Source organism: Streptomyces sp. Qhu_M48 (assembly GCF_051305195.1).
Classification (GTDB): domain Bacteria; phylum Actinomycetota; class Actinomycetes; order Streptomycetales; family Streptomycetaceae; genus Streptomyces.
The window spans coordinates 2,912,373-2,924,686 of the sequence record NZ_CP195432.1; the positions used below are offsets into that span (position 1 = coordinate 2,912,373).

Annotated in this window: 13 protein-coding genes; 9 read left to right on the forward strand and 4 right to left on the reverse strand. The window is 71.3% G+C overall.

The features are described from left to right. Positions 1-4: 4 nt before the first annotated feature. From ACRRSS_RS13510 to ACRRSS_RS13520, 3 genes are all read left to right on the forward strand, one after another. The gene (locus ACRRSS_RS13510; protein ID WP_435971441.1) at positions 5-1,348 is read left to right on the forward strand and encodes a M20/M25/M40 family metallo-hydrolase; all 1,344 of its coding nucleotides are present in this window, start codon (positions 5-7) and stop codon (positions 1,346-1,348) included. A 25-nt stretch (positions 1,349-1,373) separates the two neighbouring features. Further along, on the forward strand, positions 1,374-2,678 hold the full coding sequence (gene lysA / locus ACRRSS_RS13515) for a diaminopimelate decarboxylase (protein WP_435971442.1): 1,305 nt from the start codon (positions 1,374-1,376) through the stop codon (positions 2,676-2,678). A 157-nt stretch (positions 2,679-2,835) separates the two neighbouring features. Beyond that, entirely contained in the window at positions 2,836-4,185 is a 1,350-nt protein-coding gene (locus tag ACRRSS_RS13520) for a diaminopimelate decarboxylase (protein ID WP_435971443.1), read from the forward strand. 56 nt (positions 4,186-4,241) lie between these two features. On the opposite strand, the gene ACRRSS_RS13525 is transcribed toward ACRRSS_RS13520, so the two are convergent. Further along, positions 4,242-4,466, reverse strand: coding sequence for a hypothetical protein (locus ACRRSS_RS13525; RefSeq protein ID WP_435971444.1), 225 nt, complete (start codon positions 4,464-4,466; stop codon positions 4,242-4,244). 83 nt (positions 4,467-4,549) lie between these two features. Here ACRRSS_RS13525 and ACRRSS_RS13530 point away from each other — a divergent pair, with 83 nt between their 5' ends. Then, on the forward strand, positions 4,550-4,960 hold the full coding sequence (locus tag ACRRSS_RS13530; RefSeq protein WP_435971445.1) for an Lrp/AsnC ligand binding domain-containing protein: 411 nt from the start codon (positions 4,550-4,552) through the stop codon (positions 4,958-4,960). Between the two features lie 88 nt (positions 4,961-5,048). Here the strand turns inward: ACRRSS_RS13530 and ACRRSS_RS13535 are convergent, their stop codons facing one another. The 3 genes from ACRRSS_RS13535 to ACRRSS_RS13545 form a co-directional block, all read right to left on the reverse strand. Beyond that, a complete protein-coding gene (locus tag ACRRSS_RS13535) occupies positions 5,049-5,648 on the reverse strand; it encodes a pentapeptide repeat-containing protein (protein ID WP_435971446.1) in 600 nt (199 codons plus the stop codon). A gap of 28 nt (positions 5,649-5,676) precedes the next feature. Next, a complete protein-coding gene (locus ACRRSS_RS13540; protein ID WP_435971447.1) occupies positions 5,677-5,811 on the reverse strand; it encodes a polymorphic toxin type 28 domain-containing protein in 135 nt (44 codons plus the stop codon). Positions 5,812-6,099: 288 nt separating this feature from the next. After that, a complete protein-coding gene (locus ACRRSS_RS13545; protein ID WP_435971448.1) occupies positions 6,100-6,675 on the reverse strand; it encodes an N-acetyltransferase family protein in 576 nt (191 codons plus the stop codon). A gap of 190 nt (positions 6,676-6,865) precedes the next feature. Between ACRRSS_RS13545 and ACRRSS_RS13550 the strand changes: the two genes are divergently transcribed. The 5 genes from ACRRSS_RS13550 to ACRRSS_RS13570 all read left to right on the forward strand — a co-directional run bounded on the left by ACRRSS_RS13550 (position 6,866) and on the right by ACRRSS_RS13570 (position 12,269). Beyond that, on the forward strand, positions 6,866-8,440 hold the full coding sequence (locus tag ACRRSS_RS13550; RefSeq protein WP_435971449.1) for a molybdopterin-dependent oxidoreductase: 1,575 nt from the start codon (positions 6,866-6,868) through the stop codon (positions 8,438-8,440). Between the two features lie 51 nt (positions 8,441-8,491). Continuing rightward, positions 8,492-9,142 carry a fasciclin domain-containing protein gene (locus ACRRSS_RS13555; protein ID WP_435971450.1) on the forward strand — a complete coding sequence of 217 codons (651 nt, stop codon included), beginning with the start codon at positions 8,492-8,494 and terminating at the stop codon, positions 9,140-9,142. Between the two features lie 241 nt (positions 9,143-9,383). Continuing rightward, the gene (locus ACRRSS_RS13560; RefSeq protein WP_435971451.1) at positions 9,384-10,385 is read left to right on the forward strand and encodes a helix-turn-helix domain-containing protein; all 1,002 of its coding nucleotides are present in this window, start codon (positions 9,384-9,386) and stop codon (positions 10,383-10,385) included. Between the two features lie 103 nt (positions 10,386-10,488). Then, the gene (locus ACRRSS_RS13565; protein ID WP_435971452.1) at positions 10,489-11,346 is read left to right on the forward strand and encodes an alpha/beta hydrolase; all 858 of its coding nucleotides are present in this window, start codon (positions 10,489-10,491) and stop codon (positions 11,344-11,346) included. Between the two features lie 80 nt (positions 11,347-11,426). Continuing rightward, entirely contained in the window at positions 11,427-12,269 is an 843-nt protein-coding gene (locus ACRRSS_RS13570) for an alpha/beta hydrolase (protein ID WP_435971453.1), read from the forward strand. The last annotated feature ends 45 nt before the right edge of the window (positions 12,270-12,314 follow it).

Consider the following 12,314-nt stretch of genomic DNA (forward strand, 5'->3'; position numbering starts at 1 on the left):
CCTCGTGACCCCCGCACCACCGCACGGGCTGCACGACGGCTACGCCACCGACGTCGCCGAACTGTGCTCGGACCTTCTGCGCATCGACTCCACCAACGCAGGGGACGGAACAGGACCCGGCGAGCGGCAAGCCGCCGAGTACGTCGCCGAAGCCCTGGAACAGGCCGGTGTCTCCACCACCCTCACCGAACCGAGGCACCGCCGCACGAGCGTCCTCGCCCGGATCGCGGGGCAGGACCCCTCTCTCCCTCCCCTGCTCGTGCACGGGCACCTCGACACAGTGCCCGCCGAGCCCGGTGACTGGACGCTCCACCCCCTTTCCGGAGACCTCCGCCACGGCTGCCTGTGGGGGCGTGGCGCGGTCGACATGAAAGGGACCGTCGCCATGACCCTCTCCCTCGTGCGCGCCTGGGCCCGCACGGGACACCGGCCCCGCCGTGACCTGGTCCTCGCCCTCCTCGCGGACGAAGAGGCGACCGGAGAACACGGATCCCGGCACGTCGTGACGGAGCACAGGGACCACTTCGCCGGAGTCAAGGAGGCGATCAGCGAGTCCGGCGGCTTCTCGATCACCACGAGGCCGACGCATGCCGGGCCGGACGCGCGCGTGTACCCCATCGCCGTGGGAGAGCGCGGCACCGCGTGGATGCGGCTCAGCGCGCAGGGCACGGCGGGACACGGTTCGGGCCCCGGAGAGGACAACGCCGTGGCGGAACTCGTCCACGCCCTCTCGCGACTCACGGCCCACCGATGGGCCACCAGTCTCACTCCGGCCGTCCGCACCTTGCTGGACACCCTCGACCGAACGCTCGGGTGCCGGATCGACCGCACCCGACTGGAGGAGGAGGCGAACCGCCTCGGACAGCTGGGAGAGCTGTTCGACTGCACCACCCGCAACACGGTCAATCCCACCGTGCTGAACGCCGGCCGCAAGGTCAACGTCATCCCCTCACACGCCTACGCGGAGGTGGACGGCAGGTTCCTTCCCGGCGCACAGGACGCCTTCCTGGAGACCGTCGACCGGCTCCTCGGCCCGAAGGTGACAAGAGAGTTCATCAACTGCGAAGAGGCGGTCGCGGCCGATCACGAAGGGCCTGCCTTCGCCGCGATGGCCGAAGCGCTCCGCAGCCAGGACCCCCACGCGCATCCGGTGCCGTTCGTCCAGTCCGGAGGGACCGACGCCAAGGCCTTCGCGAAGATCGGGATCAGCACCTACGGGTTCACGCCCCTCCTGCTCGACCCCCATCTGCACTATTTCGGCATGTTCCACGGAGTGGACGAGCGAGTGCCCCTGACCGGCCTCGAATTCGGTGTCCGCGTCCTCCACCGGTTTCTGACCACTTACTGAGTGCCGTCCCGAAGGGTGAACCACCGTGCACATTCCTGATCATCTGTGGCCCGCCACGACCACGAGCGGCACCGAAGGCCTCAAGATCGGCGGAGTGCTTCTGAGCGACCTCGCCGAGGAGTTCGGCACCCCCGCCTTCGTCCTCGACGAGGAGGACTTCCGCCGGCGGTGCCGATCCTGGCGCGACGCCTTCACCGGCCACGACGTCTTCTACGCCGGCAAGGCGTTCCTCTGCCACCAGGTCGCCAGGTGGCTCAAGGAAGAGGGCCTGGGAATCGACGTGTGCTCCGCCGGTGAGCTGCGCACGGCCCGGCGCGCGGGAATCCCGGGGGCCTCCGTCATCTTCCATGGCAACAACAAGTCGACAGCCGAACTCGCCGAGGCCGTCGCCTACGGCGTCTCGCTGATCGTCATCGACTCCGACGACGAGACAGCGAGGCTGTCGGCCATCGCCGCACAGCACGGCGTGCGCCAGCAGGTCCTCATCCGGGTGACTCCGGGCGTGGAGGCACACACGCATGCGTACGTCACCACCGGCACCGACGACCAGAAGTTCGGGTTCTCCCTGTCCACCGGAAGCGCTCACCGCGCGATATCCCAGGTCCTGAGGGCGCCCGGCCTGGAACTCGTGGGCCTGCACAGTCATCTCGGCTCGCAGATCCTGCGCCCCGACGTCTTCGAGCTGGCCGCCGACCGGCTCGTCGGCCTGATGGCCGACACCGCACGCACGCACGGAGTGCTGCTGCGACGACTCGACCTGGGAGGAGGACTGGGCATCGCCTACCTTCCCGAGGAGAGGCCCCTGGACGTGCGTCACCTCGCCCCCGTCATCATCGACCGGGTCCAGAAGGCGTGTGCCGAGGCGGGAATCCCCATGCCGAGGCTGGCCGTCGAGCCCGGGAGGGCGATCGCGGGGCCCACCACGGTGACGCTCTACACCGTGGGCACGATCAAGCGCCAGCAAGGACTGCGGACGTGGGTGTCCGTGGACGGCGGTCTGAGCGACAACATGCGGCCCGCTCTGTACGACGCCTCCTACACGGTTTCCCGCGCGGGCCGGACCACCACGAGGAGCGCCGTCGAGACGGTCACCGTCTGCGGCCGGCACTGCGAGTCCGGAGACATCGTCGTGGACTCCGCGCGGCTGCCGACCGATCTCGCGATCGGGGACCTCCTCGCCGTTCCCGCGTCCGGCGCCTACCACCGCTCCATGGCGAACAACTACAACTGCCAGCCCCGTCCGCCCGTCGTCGCCGTGCGCGACAGCGCGGCACGCGTCATCGTCCGGAGAGAGACGATCGACGACGTACTGCGACTGGACGTCGAATGACCGGCCTCCGACGGACCTGCCGTACCGGAACGGCCTCGGTAGGGCGTGTCCGCCGGAGGCCGGGGCCTTCGTCCGGAGAACCACCGAGACCACGCCCGCCTGCCCGCTCACCTGAGGTGACCGGGCGCCACACCCGCTGGAAGCGAGGGAAAGACGCGTGCTGCACCAAGAGAAGATCCAGACCGTACTGAGACGGGCGACTCTCGAAGGAGTCCTGGGACAGGATCACCCCGTCGTCGGCTTCATCGACGTCCAGGGCGTCCGTGACAGCGTCACCGCGCTCCATGAGGCCTTCGCCCATGTACCGGACGTCCTGCACGCCTTCGCGGTCAAGGCGTGTCCGCTCGTTCCGGTGCTGCGGCTGCTCGCAGACGCCGGAATGGGCTGTGAAGTGGCGAGCCCGGGGGAGACCCGGCTGGCACTGGCCGCGGGGTTCGCACCCGAGCGCATCGTCCTGGACTCCCCGGCCAAGACCCGCGCCGAGATCCGGGAGGCGCTCACCCTGGGCATCGCGCTGAACGCGGACAACCTCGCCGAACTCGATCGCATCGACACCCTGCGGCCCAGCGGTTCCCGGTCCGTGATCGGCCTTCGCGTCAACCCGCAGCTCGGGGGCGGCACCATCGCGGCGATGAGCACGGCGACCCCGCATTCCAAGTTCGGGGTCGCCCTGGACGACCCCGGGGCCCGCGCACGCGTACTCGAGGCCTTCCTGCGGCGCCCCTGGCTCACCCGTCTCCACGCGCACGTCGGCTCGCAGGGCTGCCCGCTGCCACTGATCGCGAAGGGCCTCGCCGCGCTGCACCGACTCGCCGAGGAGATAGACGAGTACGTGGGCCGACGTCAGATCACCAGCCTGGACCTGGGCGGAGGGCTGCCGGTCAACTTCTCCGACGAAACGATCACGCCGACACACCAGGACTACGTCCGGACCCTCACCGACACCGAACCGGCCCTGCTGGACGGCCGCTACCAGCTGGTCACGGAATTCGGCCGGTCGCTCCTCGCCAAGAACGGCTTCACCGCGGCGATGGTCGAGTACGTCAAGGAAGCCGGGGGCCGGAGGATCGCGGTTACTCACGCCGGAGCGCAGGTGGCCGCCCGTACCGTATTCATGCCCGACGCCTGGCCGGTGAGGATCACAGCCCACGGGCCGGACGGTCTGCCGAAGACGACCTCCGCCGTGCCGCAGGACGTCGCGGGCCCGCTCTGTTTCGCCGGGGACGTGGTGGCACATGAACGCCTGCTGCCGGAACTCTCGGAAGGCGACCTGGTGGTCCTGCACGACACAGGGGCCTACTACTTCTCTGCTCCCTGGGCGTACAACAGCCTGCCCAGGCCGGGAGTGTACGGAATCCTCCACCGCGACGGAGAGGTCCGGTTCGCCCCGGTGCGGTCGCCTCAGACGATGGCTGAGGTGGTGGAGGAGAGCGGTGCGTCTCATGCGGAGGCGTTGCTGGCGGGACTCGGCTCACCCGGCTCCCCGACCTCTTCGTCCTCGCCGTGACCTTCGCGTACTTCAAGGTGCCCCGCGCTACCAGCACCGAGTGCTGTCCTTCGGCCTCATCGGTGCCCTGGTCTTCCGGGGATCTTCCTCTCCCTCGGGGTGGCCCCCGCCACGGCGTGATCGAGGCCGAGGCGGTGGGCGTCGCGCTCCGGCCGGATGGTCGTCAGGGCGAGGGCGCCCGCGGTGACCATCACCGCGGCGGCGGTGAGGAAGGCGGTGGTGTAGCCCGCCCGCGCCGAGGCACCCGTCTTCCCGCCGACCGACCTGGACCACGCCCTCATCGCCGCCCTTTCCATGAACGGCCGCGCCACCTACCGAGCGCTCGCCGACGCCTGGGGGGCGAGCCCGGACACGGTCCGCCGGCATGCTCCACACCCGCTGCGAGGTCGCACGCCCCCTGTCGGAGTGGCCGGTCACGGTGATCCAATGGGGGCGGGCGGCCGCGGCAGAGCTGGAACGCGTCTCGCGCGGAGTCACCGGCGCCCGGGAGGTCCGGCTGTGCGCCGGCGTCACCGGCCGGAACAACGTCCTCATCATCGCCTGGGTGAAGTCCCTCACCGACGTGCAGCGCTTCGAGGTACGGCTCGCCCAGCGCGTACCCGGTCTGGAGATCACCGACCGGGCCGTGGCACTGTGGCCGCTGAAGCTCAGCGGCCATCTCCTCGACGAACAGGGCTACCGCATCGGCGGCGTCCCTCTGGACGTGCGCACGGCCGGACCGAGCACCCGGGTGCGGGGTCCGTCCTCACATCGGTCTTGCCCAGAGCCGGAGTGATGCGAGTGCGTTCAAGTGATGCGAGTGCGTTCAGTCGCCGTGAGGGTCTCTCGACCGTCGGGCGACCGAAGCGCCAGGACTCGAGCACTCACCGGCGCGGCGAGCCGAGGCGGGTCCCCTCCAGGTGTGCGCCGTCCAGGATGATGCCCGCCGTCCTGGCCGCGACCACGACGGCGTCCGACAGGTCCGCGCCCGAGAAGTCCGCGTCGCCGAGTTCGGCCGCGACGAACTTCACCCGGCGCAGAGAGGCGCCGGCAAGGCGGGTGCCGACGAGGCGGGCTCGGGAGAACACGGCGTCGTCCGCGGTCGCGCCGCTCAGGTCGGCGCCGCTGAGGTCGCAGAGCCCGGCGTTGACGCGGGTGAGGGTGGCGTTCACCAGCGTGGCGTCGCGCAGGTCGGTGCCCGTCAGGAACGCGTCGGTGAGGTCGCAGCCGCTCAGGTCGCAGCCGCTCAGGTCGGCGTAGCTGAGGATGACGCCCGTCAGGTCCACGCCGCCGAGACCCACGCCCGCGAGCGGGATGCCGGCCAGGTCGTGCTCGGTCTCCCAGGGCAGCGTCCACTCGCGCACGAGGGCGCGCCAGTCGCCGCCGTCGGCGAGCGCGGCGCGGATGCCGTCGAGGGCGGGGGCGTTCTCCGGCCGGGCCCATCGGTCCCGTACCTCGGTGGCGTGGCTGTTCTCGTCGGTCATGGGCGCACTGTTCCGTTTCTGGGGTCGGTCACGGCTGCTGCTTGAACTGGTGCAGGAAGCCTGTCACACGGTCCAGGCGGTAGACGGTCTCGTGACGCTTCCTGAGGAGCACTGCGAGCCCGCGCTCGGTCGTGCCGTCCGGTAGCGCTCCCTCTCCTTCCACAGGGCCCGGCCGACGGGGTTCGGCCGCCGGTCATCGCCGAGTTCGTGCTCGCCCTCGTCCACGCGGGACACGGCGTCGCTTTCGACCAGGGGCCCGTGGCCCGCAAGGACCCGCGTCGGCTGGCGCCCCCTGGCGAACCGGCCCCTTCACCCAGCGGACCACCGGAGCCTGGCCCGTGGGACGCTCCACGAGAGCCCCCGCGCGACGGCCGAGCCACGCCGCCCGTGGTCCGTGTCTACGACGGCGCGGGCTGACGTCGAGGCGGCCGACTGAGGCCCGGGCTGTCGGTCAGAGCGGATCGAGAAGCATCAGGACTTCGTCCCGCGTGTCGTCGGGCGTGAAGCGCAGGGCTCCTGGCCACCGGCCGACCTCACGCCAACCGAGGCGGCCGTAGAACTCCTCCAGCCCCTCCTCGCCCCGGGCCGCGAGCCGGAGCTGTTCGAGCCCGAGCTCGTCACGCGCGATCCTCCGCAACTCCCGCATGAGCGCGGATCCGACGCCCCGGTTACGGAAGCCGGGGTGGGTCTGCAGGTGATGGACCGTGCCCCAGTGCGCCACGAGTCGAAAGGGATCGAGCTTCAGGACGACCCATCCGGCAAGAGCCTCACCGCAGGTGGCGACGACGAGTCGGCTGCGCGCCGGGTGGAGACCGGCGAGGAGCTCGTCCGCGACCGGTGTGACCTCGCCGTCGCGGACGGGCGGGAAAGGGAACCCCGCGGCACCACCCGAGTTCGTGACGGCGATCCAGCAGTCGACGAGCTGACGCCGGAGCCCGGGGGTGACCTCCCGCACCCCGGTGATCTGGACGAGGTCCGGCACGATCTCCCGCTTCATACGCAGGAGCATCTCAGGCGGCGCTGACATGGAGGCCCCTCGGGAAGGGGGCGGATACCGGTTCGGCGTGGACGGGGAGGCCCGCGGGCAGGGGGCGCGTACGGGCGCGGCGCGGACATCGGTCGTCGCGCACCGGGCGCGAGTCGTCAACCTCCCGGCGGATTCTCACTGGGTGGGGTGAGTCACCCATCCGCCACGGGCGCGGCACCGAAGTCCCCTCGTGAGCAACAACAGGACCGTTCTCGTACGCGCGCTGTGGGCGGCCCTCGCGGGCCTGGTCTCCGGCTACGTCGCCCTGGCCGCGGCGGAGCTGGTGTCCGCGTGGGTGAGGCCCGAGTCCGGTCCGCTGACGGCGGTCGGAGGCGCGGCGATCGACCGTACGCCCGCCGCGGTGAAGGACTGGGCGATCCGGAACTTCGGGACGAACGACAAGCTCGTCCTGCGGGCCGGGATCCTTGTGGTGATCGCTCTGCTGGCCATGGCACTGGGCGTGCTCTCCCTCCGGTGGCGACGGATCGCCGCGGCGGGAGTGGCGCTGTTCGGTGTGGTCGGTGCCGCCGCGGCTCTGGAGCGGCCGGACTCGGAGTCCTTCTCCGACGCGGTGCCGTCCCTTGCCGGTGGCCTGATCGGAGGCGTACTCCTGTACGTCCTGGCCGGCCTGCTCACGGCGCCGGCGGAGAGCCGGGACGCCGACGTGGGACGGGCGTGGAATCGGCGGCGTTTCCTGGTGGCGACCGGAGCGGCCGCTGTCGGCGGAACCGTGGCGGGCGGGGTCGGACGGGCGCTGAACTCGTCGCGGGCGCGGGACGCCGTCGCTTCGAGGGCGGCCGTGGTGCTGACCCGGCCTGCCTCACCGGCGCCGCCGGTTCCCGCCGGCGCGGCGCTGCGGGTTCCGGGCGTCAGCCCGTTCACCACGCCGAACAGGGACTTCTACCGCGTCGACACCGCCCTCGTGGTTCCCCAGGTGAGCACCGGGGAGTGGTCACTGCGGATCCATGGCGAGGGAGTACGGCGGGAACTGCGGCTGTCCTTCGACGACCTGCTGCGGCGTGAGCTGATCGAGCGGGACATCACCCTGACCTGCGTGTCCAACGAGGTCGGCGGGCCGTACGTCGGGAACGCCCGCTGGCTCGGCGTACGCCTGGCCGAGCTGCTCGCCGAGGCCGGTGTGCGTCCCCCGTCCCGAGGCGGTCCGGCGGATCAGCTGGTGGCACGTTCCGTGGACGGCATGACGCTGGGATCTCCGGTGGAGGACGTCATGGACGGCCGCGACGCGCTGCTCGCCGTCGGCATGAACGGCGAGCCGCTCCCCTTCGAGCACGGCTTCCCGGTCCGCATGCTCGTCCCCGGCCTCTACGGTTACGTCTCCGCCTGCAAGTGGATCGAGGACATCGAGCTCACCACCTTCGACGCCTACGACCCCTACTGGGTGAAGCGGAAGTGGGCCCGCGAGGCACCCGTCAAAACCCAGGCCCGCATCGACACCCCCAAGCCGTTCGGGCGCCCCAGGACCGGAACCGTGAGGGTCGCCGGAGTCGCCTGGGCGCAGCACCGCGGCATCGACCGCGTCGAGATCCGCGTCGACGACGGCCCGTGGCAGGACGCCGAACTCGCCCCCGAGGCCACCCGCGACACCTGGCGCCAGTGGTCCTTTCCCTGGCAGGCCGCCCCCGGGACGCACACGCTCACCGTCCGTGCCACCGACCGCACCGGCGAGACCCAGACCGAACGACGCACGCGGACCGTGCCCGACGGCGCCAGTGGATGGCACTCCGTCGTGGTCACCGCCGACTGACCACCTACCGAACGAACCCTTTCATCCCCCGTTTCCAAGGAGATCTCCACCATGAACGCCCTTCGCCTCCGTCGCGCCGCCGTAGCCGTGGCCGCCGCCGCGGTGCTGCCCCTCTCGCTGGCCGCCTGTTCCGACTCCGGCTCGGACACCAAGGCCGAGGCCGGTTCCGCGGCCTCGGAATCCGCGACGAAGGAGAGCACGCCCTCCACCGGTGCCGACATGGCCGCGGACGGCCCCTTCGGCCCGGCCTGTGCCTCCGTGCCGAAGGACGGCGCCGGCTCCTTCGACGGCATGGCGCAGGACCCCGTCGCCACGGCCGCCTCGAACAACCCGGCGCTGTCCACCCTGGTGGCCGCCGTCAAGCAGGCCGGCCTGGTGGACACCCTCAACAACGCCAAGGACATCACCGTGTTCGCCCCGACCAACGAGGCCTTCGCGAAGATCCCGAAGGCCGACCTGGACAAGGTGCTGGCCGACAAGGCCACCCTGACCAAGATCCTCACCTACCACGTCGTCGGCCAGAAGCTCACCCCGAAGCAGCTGGAGAACGGCTCCTTCGAGACCCTGCAGACGGGCACGGTCACCACGAAGGGCTCGGGTGAGGCGTACACCGTCAACGAATCCTCCAAGGTCGTCTGCGGCAACGTTCCCACCGCCAACGCCACCGTCTACATCGTCGACACCGTCCTCATGCCCAAGTAAGCACTCCCACCGGTGAGGCAGCCGTGGTGTCCCCTGGGTCCGGGGGCGCCACGGCTGTCTGTCGTCTCCGCCCGGACGGCGCGGAAGCGACGCATCCCGGGGCGCAGTCAGATGACCTAACCCTCCGTGTAGGTGGGTGAGCAGACTCGAACGTGCGGTCCGGGACACCTGTCCCGGGGCTCTCCCGGCTGCCAACGTCAGCCGGCGCTCCGCCGAACGACACGTCGCACCAGGGGGTTTCATGAGCCCGGCGTCCACCACCGTGCCCGTCGCCGACCGACGGTCCCACCCGCGCGAGGAACTCCACCTCCCCACCGGACTGTCCTTCAGCGGCAGAAGCACGTCCCACCGCTGGGGAGCCCTCCGGGTCACCACCACCGAAGGCGCCCCGCAGCGCCTCGTGGGCCCGTCGTCCGTGCTCTCGACTTCCCGTCCTGCTTCCCGTACCACCCTTCCGTACGAGGCCGGCGACGCCCACGACATCATCGGGGTCGGCATCCACACCGCGGGCACGGCTCGGATCACCACCCACGGCCGTACGCTTCCCTGCGCGCCGGGCGACGTCCTCGTCCTCGACATGGCCGCCCCGTTCGCGGTGACGGAGCTCGACGACTTCCGTCTTCATCTCCTCAGGATCCCCCGGGACTTCCTGGGGCTGCCCGCCGCACGCACGGACGTGCTGTGGGGCGTCCACCCGCGGACCGGCGAAGGGGTCGTCCCCCTCCTCGCGCCGCTCCTGAAGACCGTCGCGGACCTCGTCACCACGTCCCGGGGCTCTGTCGCCTACGGGCTCGCCGGCACCGTCGCCGACCTGCTCGGCGCCCTGTCCTCGGAGCTGACCGCCCCGGCACGTACGGGCACCGGGGAGACGGACCAGAACGCCGCCCGCCTCGACATGGCGCACCGCGTCCGCGTCTTCGTCAACCAGAACCTGGGCGACCGGTCCCTCCGCCCGGAGACGATCGCCGCCCACCACCATGTGTCGGTCCGCTACGTACACAAGGTCTTCGTCCACGAGGGCACGACGCTCAGCCGGTGGATCCAGCGGCGTCGACTGGAGGAGTGCCGCCGCGAACTGGGCAGGACGGGGGTCCCCTCGGTGTCGGTGTCCGCGGTCGCCAAACGCTGGGGATTCACCAGCTCCGCCCACTTCAGCCGCCAGTTCCGCGCCGTCTACGGGATCTCACCCAGCCACTGGCACCGCCTCCGGCACGGCGACCACGACCCGACTCCCGCGCGGTAGACGTGCGTCGTCGGGACACCTTCTTGCACGGCCCGTCATCCCGCGCGGGGCGACGCCTTCCTAGCGTGAGGGCCAATCCCACCAGCCCGAGGAGAACGACGACATGACCGAATCCCATCCGGTGAGCCGCCGCGGCATCGTGGCCGCGGGAGCCGCGGTGGCGGCGGGTGCCGCCACCATGGGGCTGCCCGCCGCGCCCGCCCTGGCGGCGGACAGCGCGACCGGCCGGCACCACACGGAGAAGCCGACGATCGTCCTCGTCCACGGAGCGTTCGCGGACGGTTCGAGCTGGGGGCCGGTGACCGAGCACCTGCGGCGGTGGGGGTACGCCGTGCGCTCGGTCGCCAACCCGTTGCGCGGACTGGCGATCGACGCGGCCCAGGTACGGTCCGTCCTCGCGACGATTCCGGGGCCGGTCGTCCTGGCCGGGCACTCCTACGGAGGCGCGGTGGTCACGGAAGCGGCGGCCGGTGCCGCGAACGTCAAGGCCCTGGTCTACGTCGCGGCCTTCGTGCCGGACGTGGGCGAGGTCCTGGGGGAGCTGTCGGCGCGCTTCCCCGGCTCCCTGCTGGACCCCGCGCTGACGGCCGTGCCCGCGCCGGGACCCGACGGAGCGCCCGGCCTCGATCTGTACATCCGCGCGGACCGGTTCCACCCGGTCTTCTGCCAGGACGTCCCGGCCTCCACGGCCCGGGAACTGGAGGCCGTGCAAAGGCCGGTGAGCGCCGCCGCGTTCGGGGACCGGGCCACGGCGGCGGCCTGGCGGACGATCCCGTCCTGGAACCTCGTCGCCACGCGGGACCGGGGGATCGTGCCGGAGCTGCAGCGCTTCCAGGCGAAGCGCGCGGGCTCGCGCACGGTGGAGGTACCCACCTCGCACCTGCCCCTGCGGAGCCGCCCCGGCGCGGTCGCCGAGCTCATCCGTTCGGCTGCCCGCTCCGTCCCCGCCGACCGGTCCTGAGAATCCCCGAGAGGTCCGGCCGGGGACCCCGTCCGGCCCCTCCCACGTCCGCCCCGCCCTCCCCAGTAAGGACACGAGTCATGAGCGCATCGGCCGACCTCGAGAGCATCGAGCGCATCAACCAGGGAGACCGTACCCCTGTGGTCTTCGTCCACGGCCTCTGGCTGCTCCCCAGCAGCTGGGAGCGGTGGGCGCGGGTCTTCGAGGACGCCGGCTTCGCGCCCCTGACGCCGGGCTGGCCCGACGATCCGGAGACCGTGGCCGAGGCCAACGCCCACCCCGAGGTCCTCGCGGGCAAGAGCGTGGGTCAGGTCGCCGACCACTTCGCCGATCTGATCGGACGTCTGGACCGGAAGCCGGTCGTCGTCGGGCACTCCTTCGGAGGCCTCATCACGCAGATGATCGCCGGTCGAGGCCTCGCGGCCGCGTCGGTGGCCATCGATCCCGCTCCGTTCCGGGGTGTCCTTCCGCTGCCGATCTCCTCGCTGCGCGCGGCGAGCGTGGTCCTGGGCAACCCGGCCAACTACCACCGGGCGGTACCCCTCACGTACGACCAGTTCCGCTACTCCTTCGCGAACGCGGTCAGCGAGGTGGAGGCCAGGGAGCTGTACGAGGAGTTCGCCGTTCCCGCCCCCGGTGAGCCGCTGTTCCAGGCGGCCGTGGCGAACGTCAACCCGTGGACCGAGGTGAAGGTCGACACCCTCAACCCGGAACGCGGCCCGCTGCTTGTCATCTCGGGCGAGAAGGACAACACCGTGCCATGGGCGATCGCCCACGCCTCCTTCAGGAAGCAGGAGCGCAACGAGGGCGCGGTCACCGAGATCGTGGAGATGAAGGGCCGCGGACACGCGCTGACCATCGACAACGGCTGGCGCGAGGTCGCCGACACCGCGCTCACCTTCGTGCGGCGCTTCGCCGACTGACACCGGAGCGGGACCCGGTCGGGGTGGTGGGTGCCCACCTACGGG